The sequence below is a fragment of the Microbacterium horticulturae genome (assembly GCF_029094505.1).
GTDB classification, from domain to species: Bacteria; Actinomycetota; Actinomycetes; order Actinomycetales; family Microbacteriaceae; genus Microbacterium; species Microbacterium horticulturae.
On sequence record NZ_CP119108.1, the window covers coordinates 1791849 to 1814429 of the forward strand.

Below are 22581 nucleotides of genomic sequence, written 5' to 3' on the forward strand. Positions count from 1 at the left end.
CCAGGGTAGGTCACCGCTCAGACAGACGAATACGCGACGATCCCGTGGCGGACGGCCTCGAGCGCAGTGCGCGCGACGGCGGCCACCTTGCGGTCGCCGATGAGGGTCAGCTGATCGAGCAGGTCGATCGTCTGCTTCGCCCACCGCACGAAGTCGCCCGCGGCCATGTCGGCGTCGGCGAGCACACGCTCCAGCGGCGCACCACGCGCCCAGCCATGCATCGCCTGCGCGAGCCCCGCGGCCACCTCGGATGTGCCCGGCAGGTGGTGGTCCTGCTCCACATCGTCCAACTGTGCCCAGAGTCGCTGCGTGGCCGTCAAAGCCGCCCGGAACGGGCCACGGGGCAGTGCCCGCTCCCCCGCCGATGCCTCGTCGCGCCGGGGCTCGTACACGAGGCTGCAGACGAGAGCCGCCAGGCCCGCGGCATCCAGATCCTTCCAGATTCCCGTGCGCAGAGCCTCCGAGACGAGCAGGTCCCGCTCGCCGTAGATCCGCCGCAGCGTCTGGCCCGCGTCGGTGAGGGCCGCTGCACCGTCGTCAGCCACGGTGACGTAATGAAGCGCGGCGAGCACGTCCACGACACGATCGAACTGCCGCGCGACGGTGCCGGTCCGTGTCTCGATCTGCCGCCGGATCTTGTCCGTCGAGCGCTGGAGCTTCCAGTACCTCTCGGCCCAGCGCGCATGGCTCTCACGATCTGGGCACGAATGGCAGGGATGCCGCTGCATGCGTCGCCGCAGCCCCTGGATCTCGCGCTGCCGCTTTTGCCGCGCCGCGTGGGTCGCCGACCCGTCTTTGCGGTTGAGCTTCTCGAGGTCGCTGAGCTGCCGGCGGATGCCGGAGTACTCCACGAAGTCGCCGCGGTCGCAGGTCATGGACTTGGCATACCCGGCCAGCGACTCCTCCTGCTCGTGCACGCGCCGGGCCAGTCCTACGACGGAGCGGTCCGCCTGGAACTGCGCGAACGAGCTCTCCAGGATCTCCCGAGCGCGCGAGCGGCCGAACTGGTCGATGAGGTTCACGGCCATGTTGTACGTGGGCCGGAAGCTGGAGTTGAGCGGATACGTGCGCCGCGATGCGAGGGCCGCCACCGACTGCGGGTCCATGCCTTCGGTCCACTGGATGACCGCGTGTCCCTCGACATCGATGCCGCGACGACCGGCACGGCCGGTGAGCTGGGTGTACTCCCCCGACGTGATGGCGACGCGGGCCTCGCCGTTGAACTTCTCAAGCTTCTCGAGCACGACCGTGCGCGCCGGCATGTTGATACCGAGCGCGAGGGTCTCGGTCGCGAACACGGCCTTGACGAGCTTGCGCTGAAAGAGCTCTTCGACGACCTCTTTGAACACCGGGAGGAGCCCCGCATGGTGGGCCGCCACGCCCCGCTCGAGGTTGTCTTTCCACTCCCAGAAGCCGAGTACCCCCAGGTCTTCATCCTCGAGCGTGCGCGTGCGCTCATCGACGAGCGCACGGATCTGGTCGCGCTCTTCGCGTGAGGTCAGCCGCACGCCGGCGCGGCGCACCTGCTGGACGGCCGCCTCACAGCCGACGCGGCTGAAGATGAAGAAGATCGCCGGCAGCAGCCGGTCGCGGTCGAGAAGCCTGACGACGTCAGGACGATCCATGCGCTCGATCCGGTGCACAGTGGCCGACCGTACGGGACGGCGCCCGCCACGCGAGGGACGCCGGTGGCTCGCCTCGTAGCCGCCGCTGCGGAACGACTGCGACCGCCGGCTGCTGTCGTGGCTCGACCCCTTGACGGAGCGGATGCGCAGGAGCTCCTGGTTCACCTGTGCCGTCGCCACGCCCGCGCGGTCGTCGAAGAGCGGCAGGAGGTCGCCGCGCACCAGCACATGCTGCTCGAGGGGCACCGGGCGGGTCTCCGATACGATCACCTCGGTGTCACCGCGGACGGTGTCGAGCCAGTCGCCGAACTCTTCGGCATTCGACACCGTCGCCGACAGGCACACCAGCCGCACGCTGCGCGGCAAGTGGATGATGACCTCTTCCCACACCGGGCCACGGAAGCGGTCGGCGAGGTAGTGCACCTCATCCATCACCACGAACTTCAGCCCGCGCAGAGCCCCTGAGTCGGCGTACAGCATGTTGCGGAGCACTTCGGTGGTCATCACGACGACCCGCGCGTCGCCGTTGATGCTGACGTCGCCCGTGAGCAGCCCGACGTCGTCGGGGCCGTACACGTCGACGAGCTCGCGGAACTTCTGATTCGACAGCGCCTTGATCGGCGTCGTGTAGAACGCTTTGCTCCCGGCCTCGCGCATGGCCAGGTCGACCGCGAACTCGCCGACGATCGTCTTGCCCGCACCAGTGGGCGCTGCGACCAGCACGCCGCTCCCGTCCTCGAGGGCGTGACAGGCGGCGACCTGGAACTCATCGAGCTCGAATCGCTGCCGGGCGGCGAAATCGGCGGTGAGGGGATGCCGGCGGTCGGCGCGTGCGCTCGCGTAGCGCTCCGCGGGACTCGGGTCTGTCACGGCTGCACCGTTGCGCGCTTGGCTTTGCGTCGGTCGAACAGCAGCGACAGCAGTGCCGCGGCGAAGTACAGCACGCAGAGGATGCCGGCCAGCAGCAGCATGGACGTGACATCGGCCGCGGGGGTCGCTGTGGCCGCGAAGACGACGATCACGATGATCGCGACGCGCCAGCCTTTCAGAATCGTGCGCCCTGTCATGATGCCGGAGAGGTTCAGCGCGACGAGGAAGACCGGGGTGATGAAGGAGATGCCCACCACCAGCAGCAGCTTGAAGACGAAGTCGTAGTAGGTGGAGTAGTCGTAGAACTGCGCGACGCCCCGGCCGCTTGGGACGAACATCGCCATGATCTCGACCATGTGCGGCATGATGAGCCAGCCCACATAGAGACCGCCGACGAACAAGGGGATCGCCGCCGACAGGAACCCGATCGTGTACCGCACCTCTTTGCGGGTCAGGCCCGGCATGATGAACGCCCAGATCTGCCACAGCCAGACGGGCGCAGAGATGATCAGCCCGATCGAGAATGCTATGCGCATGCGCAGGTCGAACCCGCTGGCAACGGTGTTGAAGTTGAGTGCCGTGTAGTTGTCGCCGTTGGATGCCGCGATGTTCGCGATCGGCTCGGTCAACAGCGCGATCACCGGCTGGCTGATGATGAACCCGATGATCATCCCGGCGACGAGGCCGCCGGCGGCGATGAACAACCGCTTGCGCAACTCCCGAAGGTGCTGCCCGAGCGACATCCGCTTGTCGTGTGAGGGCTGTTCGGGCTCCTCGACCTGCGGTGGTCCTGTCTGCGTCACGTCCGGCTACGGTTTGGTGTCACCCGCGGGGTGCGTGGCGGGAGCGTCGGCCGGGGCATCCGCCTTCGGCTCGCTCGGTGCGGACGACGCCGTGTCGTCGTCCTTCATCGCCTTCATCTCGCCCTTGAACACGCGAGCGGACTGCCCGAGACTCTTGGCCAGCGCCGGCAGCTTCGCAGCGCCGAACAGCAGCAGGATCACCGCGAGGATGATCAGCAGGTGCGGCCACCCGAATGCGCCCATGATGTCTCCTTGTCGTGAGCCGTCGGTCCAGTCTAACCCTCTGGGTGGGCAGAGTCGCTGACGGCACGCCCCTGGCTGTCATCGCCCGTGTACTGCTCGAGGGCCGACCGCGCCCATTCGGCCGCGGCCTCGCGCGCTCCCGCCGGCTCGAGGATCTCGACGTCTCCGCCGCGTCCCGCCGCCAGTCGCTTGAGGCTGGTCGGATCGGCGACCCTGATCGTGGCCTGTGTCAGCTCGCCGCTCGTTGTGACCGCTTGCGCTCTGTCCAGGTACCCGCGCAGCAGCGATGCCACTGCTGCGGGAAAGCGGATGTGCACGAGGTTGCCGGTCTCGCCCATGTCGAACAGCGCGGGGGGCTGCTCTTCGCCGTGCGTGATGGCGATGTCGGTGAGGACGAGATCGCTGACGCGGTCGAGGTGGAAGGTCCGCATCGCTTGGCGCAGATGGCACCAGCCCTGCAGGTACCACTGCCCCTCTGCGATGTGTACCTTGACCGGATCGACCGTACGGGTTGTCGCCGGCGCGTCGGGTGCCTTGTAGGTGAAAGAGACGGCGACTCCGTGTCGCAGAGCCTCATCGACGCTCCCACGGACGTCATCGACCGGTTCGGGTGCGACGATCAGATCGGCCGGCGTGCTCGATGCGCCACCGGCGAGCTTGGCCAGCAGCCCGGCGACCACGCCGCTGTCACCGACGCCGGGCAGCGACCGTGCCAGCTGCAGTCCCGCGAGCAGCGCCGCCGCCTCGCGGGCGGTGAGACGCGGCGCATGTTCCAGGCCCACCGCGTTGGTGAGCGAGATGCGGTCATGCTCGTCGAGCAGATCCCAGTCGATGTCGAACAGGTCGTTCGCCATCTGCCAGTAGCCGTTGTCGCCCGGGCGACCGATCACCGTGAGCTTCTCGACCATCGAGCGCATCTGCGCCGGCGTCACATCGAAGTCGGTTGCCGCCTCGGCCACCGACACCTCGCCCTTGCGGATGAGGTAGGGCACGAGCTGCAGCATGAGAGCGGCGCGGTCGGTCGCGAGCACGGGTCGGGCGGTCATCGTGCGGCTCCGTTCACCTCGAGCGCCGCCTGCAGGCGCCGCCGCACCTCGTCACGAAGCGACGGCGGATCGACCACGCGCACCTCCGGGCCGTACGAGGCGAGTTCATCGGCGAAGATGTGCACGTCGACGAACGGAACGCGTACGCCCTGTATCTCCGGTGTGCCGCGACGGTGCAGGCGGAGCGCCGCTTCCGTGCCGGGGTGCACCTCGAGGAGCGCGGTCTGACGACGGGCGAGGTCTTCCAGCCCTTGCAGAGCGCGCTCGCCCGCTCTTTCGCGAAGAGACTCGTCGAAGCCCTGACGCATCGCCTTCACCGCGCCGACGATGCGGGAGAGCAAGAAAGTCCGCTCCCGCTCGATCTCGACGTCGATTCCGTAGACATGCCAGCGCCCTTCGTACTCCAGCAGCGCGAGGGGGCGGATCCGGCGCGTGCGCGGGTGCTCCTCCCCCGGCTTCAGATAGGGAAACGTCACCACACGACACTGCTCGATCGCGCGCTGCAACGGCGCGAAGGCCGCCTCGTGCAGGCTGATACGCGGCGAATATCCGATGATGGGCTCGTCTACCGCGATGCCGAGCGACCCGAGTTTGCGCAGGCCACTGCGAGCGTCGACCGACAGCGATGCCTCGCCCCACACCCCTGCCGCGAGGTTGAGCACGGCGATCTCTTCGGGGGCGAAGGTGATCTCCTCGGGCAGCGCGTACTCGCTGGTGGGCACCCGATACCGCGCCTGTCGCAGATCGTCGGGCTCGAGACGGTCGCCGATCGTCTCGATCGGCACGCCTAATGCGCGCAGATTTTCCTTGTCGCGCTCGAACATCTTCTCGAGCGCGTCTTTCGACGCGCCGGCTTCCGCCTGCTCGCGATATCCCGACACCGATCCCAGGATCGTGTCCTTGGTCAGCCCCTGGTCGGTGGCCATCAGGGCGACCACGAGGTTCAGCAGACGTTCCTCCGGCGCATTGCGCGCGGCAGCGGACGCAGGCAGATCATCGGCGGACATCCACCCATCCTAGGGTCGCCGCGCGCTCGAAGAGAGCAGGCGCGACTACTGGGCGCTCGTGCTGGTGTCGGGCCCGATGCCGAGGATGTCGATGACGGCGATCTGCGTGTCCTTCACACCGGACTCACCATCGGCCGGCGGAATCACCGCAAGCACCTGCGAGCCGACCGTCTGCCCCTCGACCGCCTTCTGGAAGCCCTTCGACTTCGTCGACAGCGTCACGAACTCCGCCTGCGAATCCCAGGTGGTGGAGGCGACCGACTTATCGGACCAGTTGACGATCGTGTATTGCAGCAGTGCGGGCCGATCGGCAGACACCTTCGCGCCATCGCCGCGCTTGAGCAGCTGGATCTTCAGCTCCTTCGGAGCAGTGCCGGCGGGAACGATGACGCCCGGACGCCCGCCGGGCGCACGTACGACGGCCGGTAGGCCGAACCCGTCGTTGTAGACGCTGCGGCCGTTCGCTGCGGCCAGATAGACCTTGCGCACATCGAGAACAGCCACCAGCGAGTCGTCCGAGCTCATACCCAGGCTCGTCAGGGATGCCTCGGGGACGCCGCCGGGCGCGATGGCGACGGCCGTGCGGGTCCCGGCCGTCGCACAGTGGAGCGCCTTCTCGAAGGCGGGGAACGACTGCACCCACTGCGACACCGGGTAGACCGTGCTCTGATCGCCGTCGTACGCCGTCGTCACGATCGTCTTACCGGTCGTGGCGCTGATGAGCGCCACGTCGAGCACGATCATCTGCGCGTCGCTCGTGATGGGCACGTTTCCGTGCCCGGCGACGACGTCCGTGAACTGCGTGGTCTTCGCGTGCAGTGGCGTGTCGACCTCGACCTTCGGGGCGGAGTCCTGCGAACCCGTCACCGAGATGAGATTCATCGTCGAGGATCCGGCGTCGGTGGCTCGCGGGCACGAGGCCGAGGGATCGTTGCTGGACGCACAGCCGACGAGAGCGACGGCCGTCAGAGACAGGACGGCGAGGGCAGCGGGGATCTTGCGCACCGGAACAGTCTAGGCGGTCTCGTTCTGTGTCTCGTCCGCGATGCGCCGGTCGCCGGCCGCGCGCAGGGCACCCTCGGCTGCACGTTCGGCGTCACGGACCCGCTTTCGCAGGTTCTTGTCGGTGATCTGTCGGTCGCCCACGGCCCCCGGCGTCCACACCTCGACGTCCTCGTCTCCGTAGGCCGTCTTGCGCACGGCACGCCGCCGCACATCGGGAGGAATGGCCCCCGGTGCCAGCCGCCGCGCCGTCAGCAGGAAGCCGGTGTGCGCGACCATCCGATGGTCGGGACGTACGGCCAGTCCGTCGACGTGCCAGCCGCGGATCATCGTCTCGCTCGATTCGGGTTCGGTGAACAGTCCGGTCCCCCGGATGAACTCCGCCACACGGCTCAGCTGCGTGGCCGTGGCGACATAGCAGAGCACGACACCGCCCGGTACGAGCGCTTCAGCCACGGCCGGAACGCACTCCCAGGGCGCGAGCATGTCGAGCACGACGCGATCGGCCGTGCCCGGACCGAATTCGGCGGGCAGCGCCGCACTCAGATCGCCGATCACGATCTCCCAGTTGGCCGGCAGCTCGCCGAGGAACGTCGTCGCGTTGGCACGTGCGACCTCGGCGAATTCTTCACGCCGTTCGAACGAGACCAGCCGCCCTGTCGGACCGATGGCACGCAGCATCCACAGCGAGAGCGCCCCGGATCCGACGCCCGCTTCGACCACCGTGGCCCCCGGGAAGATGTCGGCCTGCGCGAGGATCTGCGCGGCATCCTTCGGATAGACGATGGCGGCGCCGCGCGGCATCGACATGACGAAGTCGCGCAGCAGGGGACGCAGCGCAAGGTACTCGGTGTCGGAGCTGTTACTCACCACCGAACCGTCGGGAAGCCCGACCAGTGCGCTGTGCGGCAGGACGCCGCGGTGCGTATGCAGTTCGCCGCCTTCGCGCAGCGTGATGGTGTGCAGCTTGCCCTTGGGGCCGGTCAGCTGCACGCGGTCGCCGTAGCGGAACGGGCCACTCGGGCGGGGAAAGTCGGTCATGCGGAGCCTTCGGGACGGTGGGCGGTGTACAGGTCGGCGAGGTCGGCGACGCCGCGCCCGTCGAGCGTGGGCCACAGCGCGTGCGCGCCGGTGCCGGTCAGGGAGACCATGAGCGGAACCCCCAAGGTCACGGCACCGGAGGCGACGGCCGAACGGAGGCCGTTCGGCGAGTCTTCGATCGCCACGACCTCGCGGGGGGCGACACCGAGCAGCTCGCTCGCCTGCAGATACGGGTCAGGGTACGGCTTGGGCCGGGTCACGTCGTCACCGGCGACGATGACGTCGAACGCGTCGAAGTCGATGAGGTCGACGACGGTCTGCGCCATCCGGCGCATCGACATCGTGACGAGCGCGGTCTTGACGCCGGCGTTCTTCAGTCCCCGGAGGAGCGCTCGCGCCCCGGGGCGGAACGGCACGCCGTCCCGGGCCAGCGAACCGAGGACCTCGTCGGTGAGGTGCTGCACGATGGCCGTGACATCCATCCGCACACCCTCGCCTTGGAGCAGGCGAGCCGCGTCCTCGAGTCCGAGACCGACCATCTGCAGCGCCTGCTCTTTCGTCCAGGTGCCTCCGAACGACTCGACGAGCGGTGATTCCGCGGCCATCCAGTACGGTTCGGTGTCGACGAGGGTCCCGTCCATGTCCCAGAGGACGGCTGCGGGCAGGCGGGAAGTCATCCCTCCATCGTATCGAGCCGCCGGCGGCGGGCCGGGCGAACGACGACGTCACGGCGCCTATCCTGGAAAGACGAACGATCGTGGGAGGGCACGAGTGGACGGACTGGGTCGACGTGTTCTCGTCGTCGCCTTCGACGGCTGGAACGACGCAGGCGAGGCGGCGACGTCGGCGACGACGCTGCTGAAAGACACGGGCGCGTACGAGCCCGTGTTCGCCGTCGATCCCGAGCTCTACTTCGACTATCAGTACACGCGTCCGGAGATGCACGCGGAGTCCGACGGACGGCGCACACTGCAGTGGCCGGATGCAACGGTGCGACGCCCGGCCGGTAACCCCCGGGGCACACAGCTGTGGCTGTTGACCGGAGTCGAGCCGGCGCGCGCCTGGCAGGCGTTCTGCGCCGAGCTCGTCGACGTCATGCTCCGGGAGGACATCACCGGTCTCGTCGCGTTGGGCTCGATGATGTCAGACGTACCGCACACGCGCCCGATCTCCATCTTCGCCGGGAGCGACAACGAACGACTGCGCGCGCATCTCGATCTCGAGAAGCCCTCTTATGAGGGGCCGGTGGGCATCCTCAGCGCCCTCTCCGTCGCAGCCGAAGAGGCCGGCATCCCGACGATCGGGCTGTGGGCGAGTGTGCCGCATTACGTCGCCGGCCACACCCCCTCGCCGAAGGCGACGCTCGCGCTTCTGGAGAAGCTCGAAGAGCTCACCGGCACCGCCGTCCCTCGCGGAGACCTGGCCACCCAGGCCGCGAGCTGGGAGGCCACAATCGATGCCGCGGCCGCCGAAGACGATGAGATGACCGAGTACATCCATCAGCTCGAACAGGCTCGCGACACCTGGGACTCCCCCGAGGCCTCGGGCGATGCCATCGCCCGCGAGTTCGAGCGGTACCTGCGCCGCGGCGGTGAAGGCAAGCACGGCCGCGGCGACGACCCGCGCCGTTAGGGCTCGATCACACCCATGCTCAACAGCACGATGATCGTCGCACCGATCGCCACCCGGTAGACGACGAACGGCAGGAAGCTGTGCTTCGTGATCCACTTCATGAAGAACGCGATCACGGCCAGCCCCACCACGAAGGCGACGACGGTCGCGGCCGCGGTCTCCCCCATCGTGAAGACCTCCTGCGTCGGCGACTTCACGGTTTTGACCAGTTCGTAGAGGCCACTGCCGAACACCGCGGGGATCGCCAGGAGGAAGGCGTAGCGGGCGGCAGCTTCGCGCGTGTACCCGAGCAGCAGGCCCGCGGTGATGGTGCCGCCCGACCGTGAGACTCCCGGGATCAGCGCGAGGGCCTGCGCGAAGCCGTAGATCACACCGTGCCCCACGGTCAGGTCCTCGAGCGAGCGTCGCTGCTTGGCGTACATGTCGGCGATGCCGAGGATCACGCCGAAGACGATGAGGCTCACCGCCACGATCCACAGCGATCGCAGAGTCGTCTCGATCGCGTCCTGGAACAGAAGCCCGAGCACGACGATCGGGATGGTGCCGATGATGATCAGCCAGCCCATCTTCGCGTCGGGATCGTTGCGCGGGATCTTGCCGAACAGCGCGCGGAACCAGTGCCCGATGATGCGGACGATGTCACGCCAGAAGAAGACGATGACGGCTGTCTCGGTGCCGATCTGGGTGATCGCGGTGAAAGCGGCGCCGGGGTCGCCCGCGTCGGGCAGGAATGCGCCGACGATGCGCAGATGCGCGCTGGATGAGATCGGGAGGAACTCCGTGAGTCCCTGGACGAGCCCGAGGAAGATCGCCTCGATCAGGTGCATGGGCGCCTTTCGGTCAGAAGGGGTGAAGAAGCGGACGAGGAGGGATCAGCAGGTGCGCAGCAGGTCGGCGAGGACCGCGCGTCCGAACTCGAGCGCGTCCAAGGGAACGCGCTCGTCGACTCCGTGGAACAGACCCGTGAAGTCGAACCCGGCGGGCAATCGCAGCGGCGCGAAGCCGTATCCTGCTATGCCGAGACGTGAGAGCGCCTTGTTGTCGGTGCCCCCACCCATGAGATACGGCATCACCGGCGCACCCGGGTCGTGACGCTCCAGCGCGGCGAGCATCGCCTCGACGAGCGGGCCGCCGAAGGCGGTCTCCAGCCCGATGTCGCGCGTTACGATCTCCACCTCGATGTCGTCGCCGACGATGCGGCGGATGTCGGCGAGCACCGCGTCCTCTGTGCCGGGAAGCACGCGGACATCGATCGTCGCAGACGCCACATCAGGGATCACGTTGTGCTTGTAGCCGGCCTCCACACCGGTGGGGTTGGATGTCGTCCGCAGCGTCGACCGGAGGAACCCGGCTGCCGGCCCGGTCAGATCCGCCAGCGCGTCCGGATCTTCCACCGACTCCCCGGACAGCGCCGCGAGGTCTTCGAGCAGCGCCCGCGTGGTGTCGGTCAGGCGCACCGGCCATTGTGTGCGACCGACGGCGGCGACGGCCTCGGCCAGACGAGTGACGGCGTTCTCGGGGTGGAAGCCGCTGCCATGGCCCGCCCGTCCCCGCGCCCGGAGGCGCAGCCAGAGCAGCCCCTTCTCCCCCACCTGCAGCAGATAGGCACGAGTGCCGGCCACCGTGATCGAGTACCCGCCCACCTCGCTGATGGCCTCGGTGGCGCCGGCGAACCACTCGGGCCTGTCACGCACCACGAGCGACGAGCCGAGGACACCACCGTTCTCCTCGTCCGCGAAGAACGTCAGCACGACGTCGCGCGCGGGCTGCTCACCCGCGCGCAGAAGGTCCGCCATGGCCGTGAGCATCATGGCATCCATGTTCTTCATGTCCACGGCACCACGCCCCCAGAGCATGCCGTCGCGGATCTCGCCCGCAAACGGGTCGACGCTCCAGTCTTCGGCGATCGCCGGCACGACGTCGAGATGGCCGTGCAGCACGAGCGCGGGCCGATCGCCATCGCGGCCGGGAATACGCACCGAGAGGTTCGTGCGCCGCTCCACGGGCTCGTAGAACTCAGCGGTCAGCCCGAGACCTTCCAGGTAGGCGGCGACGTATTCCGCGGCTTCGCGTTCGCCCACCGCGCGTCCGCCGCCGTGGTTGGTGGTGTCGATGCGGATGAGGTCCCGGGCGATGCGGGCGACCTCGCTCAGTTCGTGCGCATCGCTGGTGTCGGGCATGAGGTCCAGGCTACCGGGTGCCACGGCTCGCGACGGCGCGCCCGGGGTGTGCGGCGGTTCGATCAGCGGCGCAGAACGTGATAATGTCGTTCCTCGGTTGCGAAACCGAAAACCACCTGCGCGGGTGGCGGAATAGGTAGACGCGCTAGCTTGAGGTGCTAGTGCCCGTATTAGGGCGTGGGGGTTCAAGTCCCCCCTCGCGCACAAATCGAAAAGGGTCCCATCAGGGGCCCTTTTCCTTTTGTCGGCAGGGTCCGGCGCGAGGCATCAGGGCCGGCGCGGACAGCCAAGCGGTTCGCTCCTCCCCCGTTGAAATCAGGTGTTCTCGCGAGATCAGGCGGTTTCTGCACCTGATCGTCCTGCTTTCGCGAAGACACCTGATCTGAAACAGCGACGAGTGGCACGGCGCGCTGCGTCGACGGGGGCGATCCGGCGCCGCCTCTCACGCGGAGGGACCAGCGACGAGGTACTCATCGATCGCTCGCAGCGCCTGCGCACGGTAGTCCTCCTTGCTGAGGTAATGAGCGTAGTGCGGCACCCTCACCATCCGGGCTCCCTCATGCCAGTGCTCGCGCAGTAGACCGAACACGTCGGCGCCGAAGACAATGACGAGCGGGTCATCGCACCCGACCGTCGCGAGCTCGTCGTCGAGCCGTGCCAGCTGCTCTCGCACGAGGGGCGGATGTGCGCGGAGGAACGCGATCGTCCGCTTCGCACCGTAGCTCTCGATGCCTTTGAACGCGTCGGTGAGGTAAGCGCCCCAGAACGGTGTCCCCCGGTACGCGTGCCGCAGCTTGAAGTGGTTCGCCCGGGACGACGGGTCGTGGAAGTTGCTGAACGACGCGGGTGTGGGTGCCCCCGAGCCGTTGATGCCGAGCATCACGACGTCGGCGCGCAGGGTCTCGAGCACTTCGTCGTCGCGATCGGCATCAAGCACCGACAGGTCTCCCACGCCGTCTTTCACACCGTGGCCAGGTCGTGCATCCGCCCATACCGCCCAGCTGCCGACGTCCCCATACCGCCGGCGGACCTCGTCGAATCGGTCGCGCGTGATCGCCATTCCGTGTCGTCCTCTCCCGCATCCCGCCCTCTCAGTCTCCCGTAACGATCGGGTGCTCGATCCGCCGGCGCCTGCGCGATAGGTTCGAGGCGTGGCATCCCGCTCTCGTACGAAGCCCGCACCCGCCTGGCGCAGCCGGTCGGCGATTCCCGTCCGGGCTCTGCAGCCGTGGGTCAGCGGCGCGGGCACGTCGACCGGGCGCATCCCGTTGGTGGATCCGCACCCCGCTCTGCCGGGATTCGGGATGCTGCACCCCACCGCCTTCTGCGGCGAGATCCTGCCGTTCGGCGTCACGGCCTTTCGCGAGGGGCACGATCTCATCGGCGTGCAGCTGCGCCTGTTCACGCCGTCCGGCCAGGAGTCCGTGCACCGGCTCGCACCGCTCGACGACGGCTTCGACCGTTGGAGCTGCGAGCTCGCCGTCCTCGCCCAGGGTGACTGGACGTTCCGTTTCGAGGCCTTCGCCGACGACTACGCGACGTGGCAGCACGCCGCCGCGCTGAAGATCGCCGCGGGGGTGGATGTCGCGGTGATGGCCATGCTCGGCGAACAGCTCTGCACGCGTGCCGCCGCTGAGACCGACCGACCCGCCACCCAGCGAACCGCGCTGCGCCGGTGGGCGAAGGCGCTGCGCGCCGCGATCGACGACCCTGCGGCCGCGCTCGAGATCGTGCGCGACGAGAACCTCGCCGCCGTCTTCCGCGACCGTCCGCTCATGTCGCTGGCCACCGCGGGCGAGACCCTCCCGCTGAGAGTCGAACGAGAGCGGGCAGGCGTGGGCGCCTGGTACGAGTTCTTCCCCCGGTCGGAGGGCGCGGTGCGCGAGAGTGATGGCACCGTGCGCAGTGGCACCTTCGCGACCGCAGCCGGGCGGCTGCCCGAGGTGGCACGGATGGGCTTCCAGGTCGTGTACCTGCCGCCGATCCACCCGATCGGCGTGACCAACCGCAAGGGCCCGAACAACACGCTCACGGCGGGTCCGGGCGATCCTGGATCCCCGTGGGCGATCGGCGCCGCCACCGGCGGTCATGATGCCGTGCACCCCGACCTGGGCACCCTCGCCGACTTCCGCGGCTTCGTCGCCGACGCGCGGTCGGAGGGGCTCGAGATCGCGCTCGACCTCGCCCTCCAGGCCTCGCCCGATCATCCCTGGGTGACGGCCCACCCGGAGTGGTTCACGACGCTGCCGGACGGCTCCATCGCGTTTGCCGAGAATCCGCCGAAGAAGTACCAGGACATCTACCCGATCAACTTCGACAACGATCCGGAGGGGTTGAGCGCGGAGGTGCTGCGCATCGTCCTGCACTGGATCGCCCAGGGCGTGCGCATCTTCCGCGTCGACAATCCGCATACCAAGCCGCTGTGGTTCTGGGAGTGGCTGATCCGCGAGGTCACCGCGCGGCATCCCGATGTCGTGTTCCTCGCCGAGGCGTTCACACGGCCGAACCCGATGCAGGCGCTGGCTCGCGTGGGCTTCCAGCAGAGCTACTCGTACTTCACCTGGCGCAACACGAAGGCCGAGCTCGAGGAGTTCCTGACCGGCGTCAGCCACCACACGGCCGACGTCTTCCGTCCGAACCTGTTCGTGAACACCCCCGACATCCTCACCGAGTATCTGCAGTTCGGCGGTCGCCCGGCATACCGCATTCGCGCCGCCATCGCCGCGACGGCCGCTCCCCTGTACGGCGTGTACGCGGGGTACGAGCTGTATGAGAACGTCGCGCGTCCCGGTTCCGAAGAGAACATCGACAACGAGAAGTACGAGTACAAGTTCCGCGACTGGGCGGCGGCCGAAGCATCCGGCGACTCCCTCGCCCCCTATCTGCGCCGGCTCAATGAGATCCGCGCGGCGCATCCGGCGCTCCGGCAGTTGCGCAACCTGACAGTGCAGTACAGCGACGACGACGCCGTGCTCGTGTTCGTGAAGCGCGCCGACGGCGCGCTGACCGGCACCGGTGAGGACGACACGATCATCGTCGTGGCCAACCTCGATCCGCACTCGGTAAGGCAGACGATGATCCACCTCGACACGCGGCTGTTCGGCATCGAACCCGGTGAGCAATACGCGGTGCAGGACCTGGTCACCGGCGCCGCCTGGACCTGGACCGACCACAACTTCGTGCGGCTCGACGCGTTCGCCGAGCCCGTCCATATCGTGCATGTGAAGGGCCGGTCATGATCGCCGAAGAGCTGCTCGACCGTGTCGCCGCCGGCGCGTATCACGCGCCCCATGACGTGCTCGGACTGCATGAGGGACGGGATGCCGCCGGCCGGTCCTTCTGGTGGGTGCGTGCCCGACGGCCATTGGCACAGACGGTCACGGCGGTGTTCGCCGACGGCGAGACGGTTCCGCTGGCCCACGTGCGTGCCGGGATCTGGGAGGGACGGCGCTCCGGGCGCCCGGAGGCGTACGAGCTGGAGACGTCGTACGCCGACGACTCGGGCTACACCGCCGACGACCCTTATCGCCATCTTCCGACGGTCGGCGAGTTCGACCTGCACCTCATCGGGGAGGGACGCCACGAGCGCCTGTGGGAGGTGCTGGGAGCGCGCGTGCGCGAGGACGACGGGACGCGCGGAACGGCGTTCGCGGTGTGGGCGCCCGACGCCCAGGCCGTGCGCGTGGTCGGCGACTTCAACGCGTGGGACGGCGCGGGGCACGCCATGCGCTCTCTCGGATCGAGCGGCATCTGGGAGCTGTTCGTCCCCGCCGTCGATGTGGGTGCCGTGTACAAGTACGAGATCCTCACGCCGGACGGGGAATGGATACTCAAGGCCGACCCGCTTGCCCGGCTCGCAGAGACTCCCCCGTCCACCGGATCGGTCGTGACGTCGTCGTCGTACATCTGGGGCGATGGCGGGTGGATGACGGACCGTGGCGTTGCGCAGCCCGCGAACCGACCCATGTCGGTGTACGAGATGCATGTCGGCTCGTGGCGGCCCGGCCTCGGCTATCGCGAGCTCGCAGAGCCGCTCATCGCGCACATGCACGAGCTCGGCTTCACGCACGTCGAGTTCCTCCCGCTCGCAGAGCACCCCTTCGGCGGTTCGTGGGGCTATCAGGTCAGCGGCTACTACGCACCGACCAGTCGGTATGGCCGGCCCGACGATCTTCGCTACCTCATCGACGAGCTGCACCAGGCCGGCATCGGCGTGATCCTCGACTGGGTGCCGGGCCACTTCCCCAAGGACGGGTTCGCCCTCGGCCGGTTCGACGGACGGCCCGTGTACGAGCATCCCGATCCACGACGCGGTGAGCACAAGGACTGGGGCACGTACATCTTCGACTACGGCCGCAACGAGGTGCGCAACTTCCTCGTCGCCAACGCGCTGTACTGGCTCGATGAGTTCCACGTCGACGGACTGCGCGTGGATGCCGTCGCCTCGATGCTCTACCTCGACTACTCGCGCGAAGACGGCGAGTGGGAGCCGAACGTCCACGGCGGGCGCGAGAATCTCGAAGCCATCCGCTTCCTTCAGGAGACGAACGCGACAGCGTACCGGCTGCACCCCGGCGTCGCGATGATCGCCGAGGAGTCCACGAGCTTCCCCGGCGTGACAGCGCCGACCTCGGAGGGCGGGCTCGGCTTCGGATTCAAATGGAACATGGGCTGGATGAACGACTCGCTCGTCTACATCGAACGGGATCCGATGTACCGCGCGCACCATGCAGGTGAGCTCTCGTTCTCGTTCGTGTACGCGTTCAGTGAGAACTTCATCCTCCCCATCAGCCACGACGAGGTCGTCCATGGAAAGGGCAGCCTGCTGTCGAAGATGCCCGGCGACCATTGGCGCAAGCTGGCCAACACGCGGGCGTACCTCGCCTACATGTGGTCGCATCCCGGCAAGCAGCTTCTGTTCATGGGCCAGGAGTTCGGACAGCTCTCGGAGTGGTCCGAGTCACGCGGGCTCGACTGGTGGCTGCTCGATCAGCCCAGTCACCGCCAGCTGCAGGACTTCGTCGGCGCACTCGGCCGCACGTACGGCGATCACCCCGCACTGTGGGCGAGAGACGGGGATGCCGACGCGTTCCGGCGCCTGGGTGCACCGGAGTGGAACCCCGATGTGCTGGCCTTCTGCCGTGAAGACGGCGACGGCGGGATGCTGGTGTCGGTATGCAACTTCGGCGGGAACCCCGTCGACGGCATGACGCTCGATCTGCCGCGTCCCGGCGCGTGGCGGGAGGTCCTCAACTCCGACGCCGCCGCCTATGGCGGCTCGGGAGTCGGCAACCTGGGGCGCATTCACGCTGACAGCGACGGCCGCGCACGGCTGACGGTGCCGCCGCTCGGTGTGCTCTGGCTCGTGCCCGACTAGAAGAGCAGCGCGGTGAGGCGGCGACGCGCCGCCCCCACCCGGGGGTCTGCCTCGCCGATGAGCTCGAAGAGCTCCAGCAGGCGTTCCCGCACCGGAGTGCGGTCATCGCCCGACAACTGCGCGAACACGTCGAGAAGCCGCGAGAACGCGTCTTCGACATGCCCGCCGGCGATGTCGAGGTCCGCCACGGCCAGCTGCGCGTCGACGTCAGTCGGGTCGGCTGCGGCGGCCGTGCGTACGGCGTCCGCATTCGCGCTCTGCACGCGCTGCAGAAGCAGCACCTGTGCGAGCCCCGCCTTCGCGTCGGCGTCGGCCGGGTTCTCCGCCAGCGCCTGCTTGCAGGCGGTGGCTGCCCGGGCATAGTCGCCCGCTTCGATCGCGGCGAACGCCTCGGCGTGCAGCGGGGGCATAGGCGGTTCGGCGGGTTCGTCGTCCGGGGCCTCCTGCGACGTCGTGGGCACCGTGCCGGTGACGCCGTTCTGCGCAGCGACCTGCAGGAGCTGGGTGAAGACCTCGCGTACCTGCTCTTCGGGAACGGCACCCGTGAACAGCGGCACGGCCTGCCCGGCGAGCACGGCGACCACCATCGGGATGGACTGGGCGCGGAACGCCTGCGCGAGCTGCGGGTTCGCGTCGACATCCACCTTGGCCAGCACTATCCGCCCCGCGAACTCCGTGACGACCTTCTCAAGGACCGGGCTCAGCTGCTTGCACGGACCGCACCACTCGGCCCACAGGTCGAAGACGACGGGGACCGTCTTCGACAGCTCCGCGGCCTGCGCGAACGTGGCGTCGGTGACGTCGATGATGACGTTCGAGGTGGACGCCCCGTCACCGGCCTCGGGGACGTCCGCCGAGGGCGCGGGTGCTGCGGGACGGTTGCGCAGCGAGGAGAGGTCGACGGCGCCGCGCAGGACGGCACCCGGGTTGGGCTGGCTCATTTGCTGATCACCTTGGCTCCGAGGATGTTGGACGAATAGCCGAGCAGACGGATCTGGGCGTCGGTGGATCCCACGCCCGGCACGTAGAAGAACAACTGATCACTGTACGTCGTGTTGAAGCCGGACTGCGACTCCTTCACACCCGTGAGCGCCTTGACCGTGTCGTTCTGCGTCAGTTTGATCACGGAGTCCTTGCTCGTGGGCGTGACGGTCTCCACCTCGTCCACGTTCACCGCGACGATTGCGCCGCTCTCCAGCGTCGCCAGAGCAAGAGGGTCTTCTGCCCCCGCCTCAGACGAGAACGACATCTTGCCGGTCTTCTTGCCCGAATCCTTGTCTTTCGCCGTCTTCTCGAATTCGGCGAGCTGCTTCTTCCGGCTCTCCGTGACGCCCTTGAGGAACGGGTCGTCGTCGGTCGCGAACTGCGCCGCGTACTTGCTCTTGTCACCGTTGTCGATCACATCGGCGTAGGCGGCGGCGATCTGGTTGGGCGGCATCACGAGGAACGACGAGTCCGGCTGCACGGCTGCGGCGCCGAGGTAGGCGGGCGCGACGTCGGGCAGGGCGTCAGCTTCGAGATGACCGCTGTAAGCCACCTTGTACGCCGACCACGGGTCGGCCTGGGTGATCATCATCATGGTCGAGTCGACCGCGTCGTCCTTGCCGCTCTTCTCGTCGGCGACGAGGAGCACCGTGCGGGGCCAGCCGTTGTACGCCTGCGGCAGCACGACCTTCAGTCCGCTCGCCGGCAGCGCGTCGAGTGCCGCCTGGTCGGAGATCTTCTTGCGCAACGTGTAGTTCGTCTTCCGCTCGGCCAGCGGGGCGCCGGTCAGTCGTGTGGCGGCGAGCTTCGCATCCTTCTTCTCATCGGCCTTGCTCACCGCCGTCGAGATGCGGTTCAGGATGCGGTCTGCCTGCGTCTCCGTCACCGCAGGCGCCTGGGCGTCATCGGCGTCGACGACCGTCGCGGTCGGTGTGGGAGACGGAGATCCACCCAGCTGCGGCCACGCGTCGGCCGTGCAGCCGGTGAAGGCGAGGCTCGAGATGACGACAACCGGCAATGCGATGAACGCGCGTCGGCGCCGGGTCGGAGCCTTCGCGGGCTCCCCCGCGCTGATGACGCCCTTGTCTTCCGCCTCGATCGACAGATCGATCGGCTCCGTCTCGGGCAGCGGCGGCAGAGCCTTGCGCCGGGGGCCCCGCGAGCGACGCATCTTGCGGATGCCGAGGATGTAGAGGAAGACGCCGACGAGCATCAGAATGCCGCCACCCACGATCAGCGGCCCCGCCCACGGCGTCGACCGGTGCACCGCCCAAGTGACCGACACGTCTGCGGGCGCCGGGTCGGTGCCATTGGTCGCGACCAGCACGCTCATGGTGTCGGGCAGTTGCAGATGCTCGATGAGGATGTCATCCTGCTGGAACTCGTCGAGCCACAGATCCGCCCCGGCAGGGTCGCGGTGTGCGGCCTTGGGAACATCGCCGTTCTCGTCGGCGACGGGCGGGACCACAGCAGTCTTGACCGACTTGTCACCGGCGAGGGTCACCGCGTTGTACTCGGTGTCGCTCAGCCACGCCTTCAGGTCCGCAGTCGGCCCGTATGCGGCGAACACGGTGCCGTCGGCGGCCGCACGCAGCGTCTGCGATCCGGGCAGCCTGTCGAGGACCGCGCCGTCGATGAGCGTGTACGACGCGGTGTCGGACACATTGATCGCGGACGTCTCCGTCTTGGGTCCCTGGAAGATGGTCCGCTGCGCCACGCCGCTCGCGATCATCACGGCGGCCAGCACGAACGCGGCAACAGCCCACACGAATCGCACGAATAGTTCCTCCCCGGCCAGGGCGTGCGCCCAGCCGATGACTCGACGTTCCAGACTAGCGAAAACGACCTGTGTGCGCCCCGGGAGGGTCGCTGGCGTCGCCTGGCAGACCGCCCAGTAGTCTGGCACACATCGTCGACGATGAAGGAGAGCCGTGAAGATCCAGAACCCATTCCGTGTGGCGCTGGTCGCGACGCTCGGGGTCGGCCTCGGGCTCCTGCTGATCGGCAGCATCCAGACGCTGTCGACGATCCTGCTCTACCTGGGCACGGCGCTCTTCCTCTCGCTCGGGCTCGAGCCCGTCGTGGCATTCCTGGTACGTCGCAGGCTGCCGCGCTGGGCGGCCGTGCTCGTTACGATCGTGCTGGTTCTGGCGCTGTTCGCCGGTGTCGTGTTGCTGGTCGTCCCGACGATCGTCGACCAGATCTCCCAGCTGGTCGCATCGGTGACCACGATCGTGCAGGACCCCGACACACTGGGCAACTTCAAGACGTGGGTCGAGCACGCCTTCCCCGGGCTACAGGTCGACACGGTCTTCGAAACCGTGCAGGACTGGGTCCTGAAGAATCTGGGAAGCATCAGCGGCTCGATCGGGCAAGGCGTGCTGAAGGTCGGCATCGCGTTCCTCACCGGTATGACCGGTGCGTTCATCGTGCTGATCCTGACGATCTACTTCACGGCGTCCATTCCCTCGCTCAAGTCGGCGGTCTACCAGCTCGTGCCGGCGTCGCGCCGCGCACGCTTCATCGACCTCTCGGAGCAGATCAGCGACTCCGTCGGCCACTACGTCATGGGCCAAGTCACGCTCGGCGTGATCAACGGCATCCTGAGCTCTATCTTCCTGTCGATCATCCACGCGCCGTTCCCCGCGGTCCTCGCGGTCGTCGCGTTCTTCTTCTCGCTCATCCCCCTGGTCGGCACGCTCACCGGGTCGGTGATCATCGTGCTCACCTGCCTGATCCCGGGGCTGGGCACGCCGACCACCGCACTGATCGCCGCGATCTACTACCTGATCTACATGCAGCTCGAGGCCTACGTGATCTCGCCGCGGATCATGAGTCGTGCCGTCTCCGTTCCCGGCGGGGTCGTCGTGGTCGCGGCGCTGGCCGGCGGCTCGCTGCTCGGCCTGCTCGGCGCTCTGATCGCGATTCCCGTCGCGGCGGCCGTGCTCATCATCTACCGTCAGGTGGTGATTCCGCGCCAGAACGAGCGCTGAATCAGCCCGCCGCCGTGCCGTCCCATTCCGTGGGCAGCGGTGCCGCCGAGGGGTTGACGATCTCCACGATCTCGTTCAGAACGCGTCTGGTCTGGTTCTCCCCCACCCAGAGATGCCGTGCCCCCTCGACCGCGATCATGCGCGCGTTGGGAAGCGAGGCGAAGCGAGGCTCCGCCTCTGCAGGGCGCAGGTAGTCATCGTGCTCCGGAACCAGGGCGATCACGGGCCGCGGGTCTCTTGCCCAGGCGCTGAGCTCGTCCGGCGACGTGCGATGCAGCGGCGGCGACAGCAGGATAAGGCCTTCCACAGGGAAGCCGCGTCCGTGTTTGAGGGCCACTTCGGTGCCGAACGACCAGCCGAGGAGCCAGGGATGCGGCAGCCCGCGCTCGGCGACGAAGCTCATCGCCGCCGCGAGGTCGTGCCGCTCCTCCTCGCCCTCGCCGAAGCTGCCATCGCTGGTCCCGCGCGGGGAGGACGTGCCGCGCGTGTTGAAGCGGAGCACGGCGATGTGCGCGAGGTCCGGCAGGCGCCCGGCCGCCTTGCGCAGAAGATGAGAGTCCATGAAGCCGCCGGCCGTGGGCAGCGGATGCAATGTCACGAGAGTCGCCACAGGGTCATGCTCGGCGGGCAGGGCGAGCTCACCGACAAGCGTCAGCCCGTCGTCGGTGTGGAGTTCGATGTCCTCGCGCCGAGCGGGGAGCTGCACCGCGCCGCGGATCTCCATTCAGTACACCTTCCAGCAGTGCGTATGCCAGTGTCGGCGGGCCGCCAGATCGGCGGCGTCTCCGAGGATTCCGTCGGCGCGCCACACGACGACATGCGCGATGCCCACCGCAATCGGACCGCCGCACCCGGGGCACGTGTACGGCTTCTGCGCCTGCGCCGCCGACACCGGCTGCACCGTCCACTCCGCGCCACGGCGGAACTCCGAGCGCTTGAAGCCCGCGAGGAAGGCAGCGAAGGAGTCCCCACCGGATGGTTGCCGGCGGCTCGACCGCGCCATCGGATCAGTACCAGCCGCTGGACTGCGAGTGCCCCCAGGCGCCGCAGGGCGTGCCGTACCGTGAAGTGATGTAGCCGAGGCCCCAGGTGATCTGCGTCGCGGGGTTCGTCGCCCAGTCAGCGCCGGCCGATGCCATCTTGCTGCCGGGCAGCGCCTGCGGAATGCCGTACGCGCCGCTCGCGTTGGCGGCGTTCACCCGCCACCCGGATTCGCGGTTCCACAGTGCCACCAAGCAGGAGAATTCGCCGTCGCCCCAGCCGCGGGCCTTCACCATGTCGTACGCGATGGCCTGCGCCGTTCCGGCCGACGGGGCCACGAAGGTCGAGGCGACCGAGGCCGCGACCGAACGGCGCGCGGGGCTCTCGGTCTTCTGAACCGGCTTCGGCTTGACCGAGGCCGCATAGCTGTCGCGGTCGATCGCCGCGGCCTTCGTCGTCTGAGAAGCGATCTCGACCGACTGGGCATCGCCCAGAGCACTCGTGTACAGCGTGATGGGCGCAGACTCGGAGGCACTGGCCGCGGGTGTCAGAACGGCTCCCAGTGGGCTCAGACACGCCACCGCGAGACCGAGCACGGCCATCGCCGCGAGGCCGGCCTTGGCGACGGATGGGATCGTTCGACGTCGTCGGGCCGTGCGTCCGGGGGCGACTGGTCTCAGCACGGTCGCATTCTTCAGATCGCGGCGCAGCGCTGCGCGAGATGTCTCGGGTGTCGTCGTGGTGCCGGAAGTCACAGTGTGCCCGAGTCTACAGAGCCCTCGGGGAATTCGCCACGA

Annotated in this window: 20 protein-coding genes and 1 tRNA gene; 5 read left to right on the forward strand and 16 right to left on the reverse strand. The window is 68.2% G+C overall.

Annotation, left to right across the window (positions count from 1 at the left end; genetic code table 11):
• Positions 1 to 17 precede the first annotated feature (17 nt).
• From PU630_RS08570 to PU630_RS08605, 8 genes are all read right to left on the reverse strand, one after another.
• Positions 18 to 2495 carry a DEAD/DEAH box helicase gene (locus PU630_RS08570; RefSeq protein WP_275279957.1) on the reverse strand — a complete coding sequence of 826 codons (2478 nt, stop codon included), beginning with the start codon at positions 2493 to 2495 and terminating at the stop codon, positions 18 to 20.
• Complete coding sequence (tatC, locus tag PU630_RS08575; RefSeq protein ID WP_275280059.1) at positions 2492 to 3238, reverse strand: twin-arginine translocase subunit TatC; 747 nt, start codon at positions 3236 to 3238, stop codon at positions 2492 to 2494. The genes PU630_RS08570 and tatC overlap by 4 nt, the downstream gene beginning before the upstream one ends.
• 66 nt (positions 3239 to 3304) lie before the next feature.
• Positions 3305 to 3541, reverse strand: a complete 237-nt coding sequence (gene tatA / locus PU630_RS08580) for a Sec-independent protein translocase subunit TatA (RefSeq protein WP_275279958.1) — start codon at positions 3539 to 3541, stop codon at positions 3305 to 3307.
• Between the two features lie 32 nt (positions 3542 to 3573).
• On the reverse strand, positions 3574 to 4587 hold the full coding sequence (locus tag PU630_RS08585) for a helix-turn-helix transcriptional regulator (RefSeq protein ID WP_275279959.1): 1014 nt from the start codon (positions 4585 to 4587) through the stop codon (positions 3574 to 3576).
• Complete coding sequence (locus PU630_RS08590; RefSeq protein ID WP_275279960.1) at positions 4584 to 5594, reverse strand: helix-turn-helix transcriptional regulator; 1011 nt, start codon at positions 5592 to 5594, stop codon at positions 4584 to 4586. Before PU630_RS08590 ends, PU630_RS08585 begins: the two co-directional genes overlap by 4 nt.
• A gap of 45 nt (positions 5595 to 5639) precedes the next feature.
• Positions 5640 to 6599, reverse strand: a complete 960-nt coding sequence (locus PU630_RS08595; protein WP_275279961.1) for an FKBP-type peptidyl-prolyl cis-trans isomerase — start codon at positions 6597 to 6599, stop codon at positions 5640 to 5642.
• Positions 6600 to 6608: 9 nt separating this feature from the next.
• Entirely contained in the window at positions 6609 to 7637 is a 1029-nt protein-coding gene (locus PU630_RS08600; protein WP_275279963.1) for a tRNA (adenine-N1)-methyltransferase, read from the reverse strand.
• A complete protein-coding gene (locus PU630_RS08605) occupies positions 7634 to 8314 on the reverse strand; it encodes an HAD family hydrolase (RefSeq protein ID WP_275279964.1) in 681 nt (226 codons plus the stop codon). The genes PU630_RS08600 and PU630_RS08605 overlap by 4 nt, the downstream gene beginning before the upstream one ends.
• A gap of 94 nt (positions 8315 to 8408) precedes the next feature.
• Here PU630_RS08605 and PU630_RS08610 point away from each other — a divergent pair, with 94 nt between their 5' ends.
• Positions 8409 to 9269 (forward strand): proteasome assembly chaperone family protein, encoded by an 861-nt coding sequence (locus PU630_RS08610; protein WP_275279966.1) that lies wholly within the window; start codon positions 8409 to 8411, stop codon positions 9267 to 9269.
• Here the strand turns inward: PU630_RS08610 and PU630_RS08615 are convergent.
• Together PU630_RS08615 and PU630_RS08620 are read right to left on the reverse strand one after the other, a co-directional pair.
• Positions 9266 to 10096, reverse strand: a complete 831-nt coding sequence (locus tag PU630_RS08615; protein WP_275279967.1) for an undecaprenyl-diphosphate phosphatase — start codon at positions 10094 to 10096, stop codon at positions 9266 to 9268. The genes PU630_RS08610 and PU630_RS08615 overlap by 4 nt on opposite strands.
• A gap of 45 nt (positions 10097 to 10141) precedes the next feature.
• On the reverse strand, positions 10142 to 11449 hold the full coding sequence (locus tag PU630_RS08620) for a M20/M25/M40 family metallo-hydrolase (protein WP_275279968.1): 1308 nt from the start codon (positions 11447 to 11449) through the stop codon (positions 10142 to 10144).
• A gap of 118 nt (positions 11450 to 11567) precedes the next feature.
• On the opposite strand from PU630_RS08620, the gene PU630_RS08625 reads away from it, so the two are divergent.
• Positions 11568 to 11653, forward strand: a tRNA-Leu gene (locus PU630_RS08625).
• Between the two features lie 238 nt (positions 11654 to 11891).
• Here the strand turns inward: PU630_RS08625 and PU630_RS08630 are convergent.
• Positions 11892 to 12509, reverse strand: a complete 618-nt coding sequence (locus tag PU630_RS08630) for a hypothetical protein (protein ID WP_275279970.1) — start codon at positions 12507 to 12509, stop codon at positions 11892 to 11894.
• 244 nt (positions 12510 to 12753) lie between these two features.
• On the opposite strand from PU630_RS08630, the gene PU630_RS08635 reads away from it, so the two are divergent.
• Together PU630_RS08635 and glgB are read left to right on the forward strand one after the other, a co-directional pair.
• The gene (locus PU630_RS08635) at positions 12754 to 14688 is read left to right on the forward strand and encodes an alpha-1,4-glucan--maltose-1-phosphate maltosyltransferase (RefSeq protein ID WP_275280060.1); all 1935 of its coding nucleotides are present in this window, start codon (positions 12754 to 12756) and stop codon (positions 14686 to 14688) included.
• Positions 14685 to 16826, forward strand: coding sequence for a 1,4-alpha-glucan branching protein GlgB (glgB, locus tag PU630_RS08640; RefSeq protein WP_275279971.1), 2142 nt, complete (start codon positions 14685 to 14687; stop codon positions 16824 to 16826). The genes PU630_RS08635 and glgB overlap by 4 nt, the downstream gene beginning before the upstream one ends.
• Here the strand turns inward: glgB and PU630_RS08645 are convergent.
• Positions 16823 to 17767, reverse strand: a complete 945-nt coding sequence (locus PU630_RS08645; RefSeq protein ID WP_275279973.1) for a tetratricopeptide repeat protein — start codon at positions 17765 to 17767, stop codon at positions 16823 to 16825. The two genes, glgB and PU630_RS08645, sit on opposite strands and share 4 nt — an antisense overlap.
• Complete coding sequence (locus tag PU630_RS08650; protein WP_275279975.1) at positions 17764 to 19587, reverse strand: DUF8094 domain-containing protein; 1824 nt, start codon at positions 19585 to 19587, stop codon at positions 17764 to 17766. The genes PU630_RS08645 and PU630_RS08650 overlap by 4 nt, the downstream gene beginning before the upstream one ends.
• A 154-nt stretch (positions 19588 to 19741) precedes the next feature.
• Between PU630_RS08650 and PU630_RS08655 the strand changes: the two genes are divergently transcribed.
• Entirely contained in the window at positions 19742 to 20803 is a 1062-nt protein-coding gene (locus PU630_RS08655; RefSeq protein ID WP_275279977.1) for an AI-2E family transporter, read from the forward strand.
• A gap of 1 nt (position 20804) precedes the next feature.
• Here the strand turns inward: PU630_RS08655 and PU630_RS08660 are convergent, their stop codons facing one another.
• Genes PU630_RS08660 through PU630_RS08670 form a run of 3 tightly spaced genes read right to left on the reverse strand, consistent with a single transcriptional unit; the run spans position 20805 to position 22539 of the window.
• On the reverse strand, positions 20805 to 21527 hold the full coding sequence (locus PU630_RS08660) for an alpha/beta hydrolase (protein WP_275279979.1): 723 nt from the start codon (positions 21525 to 21527) through the stop codon (positions 20805 to 20807).
• Positions 21528 to 21806 (reverse strand): hypothetical protein, encoded by a 279-nt coding sequence (locus PU630_RS08665; RefSeq protein WP_275279980.1) that lies wholly within the window; start codon positions 21804 to 21806, stop codon positions 21528 to 21530.
• A 4-nt stretch (positions 21807 to 21810) separates the two neighbouring features.
• Positions 21811 to 22539 (reverse strand): aggregation-promoting factor C-terminal-like domain-containing protein, encoded by a 729-nt coding sequence (locus tag PU630_RS08670; protein ID WP_275279982.1) that lies wholly within the window; start codon positions 22537 to 22539, stop codon positions 21811 to 21813.
• Between the last annotated feature and the right edge of the window lie 42 nt (positions 22540 to 22581).

What these genes read in the sequence shown, in the direction of transcription:
- PU630_RS08645 (WP_275279973.1), bottom strand. Translation starts at nt 17,767, where the DNA reads ATGAGCCAGCCCAACCCGGGTGCCGTCCTGCGCGGCGCCGTCGACCTC.
- PU630_RS08600 (WP_275279963.1), bottom strand. Translation starts at nt 7,637, where the DNA reads ATGACCGACTTTCCCCGCCCGAGTGGCCCGTTCCGCTACGGCGACCGC.
- PU630_RS08665 (WP_275279980.1), bottom strand. Translation starts at nt 21,806, where the DNA reads ATGGCGCGGTCGAGCCGCCGGCAACCATCCGGTGGGGACTCCTTCGCT.
- PU630_RS08635 (WP_275280060.1), top strand. Translation starts at nt 12,754, where the DNA reads ATGCTGCACCCCACCGCCTTCTGCGGCGAGATCCTGCCGTTCGGCGTC.
- PU630_RS08630 (WP_275279970.1), bottom strand. Translation starts at nt 12,509, where the DNA reads ATGGCGATCACGCGCGACCGATTCGACGAGGTCCGCCGGCGGTATGGG.
- PU630_RS08620 (WP_275279968.1), bottom strand. Translation starts at nt 11,449, where the DNA reads ATGCCCGACACCAGCGATGCGCACGAACTGAGCGAGGTCGCCCGCATC.
- tatC (WP_275280059.1), bottom strand. Translation starts at nt 3,238, where the DNA reads ATGTCGCTCGGGCAGCACCTTCGGGAGTTGCGCAAGCGGTTGTTCATC.
- PU630_RS08605 (WP_275279964.1), bottom strand. Translation starts at nt 8,314, where the DNA reads ATGACTTCCCGCCTGCCCGCAGCCGTCCTCTGGGACATGGACGGGACC.
- tatA (WP_275279958.1), bottom strand. Translation starts at nt 3,541, where the DNA reads ATGGGCGCATTCGGGTGGCCGCACCTGCTGATCATCCTCGCGGTGATC.
- PU630_RS08615 (WP_275279967.1), bottom strand. Translation starts at nt 10,096, where the DNA reads ATGCACCTGATCGAGGCGATCTTCCTCGGGCTCGTCCAGGGACTCACG.
- glgB (WP_275279971.1), top strand. Translation starts at nt 14,685, where the DNA reads ATGATCGCCGAAGAGCTGCTCGACCGTGTCGCCGCCGGCGCGTATCAC.
- PU630_RS08590 (WP_275279960.1), bottom strand. Translation starts at nt 5,594, where the DNA reads ATGTCCGCCGATGATCTGCCTGCGTCCGCTGCCGCGCGCAATGCGCCG.
- PU630_RS08660 (WP_275279979.1), bottom strand. Translation starts at nt 21,527, where the DNA reads ATGGAGATCCGCGGCGCGGTGCAGCTCCCCGCTCGGCGCGAGGACATC.
- PU630_RS08585 (WP_275279959.1), bottom strand. Translation starts at nt 4,587, where the DNA reads ATGACCGCCCGACCCGTGCTCGCGACCGACCGCGCCGCTCTCATGCTG.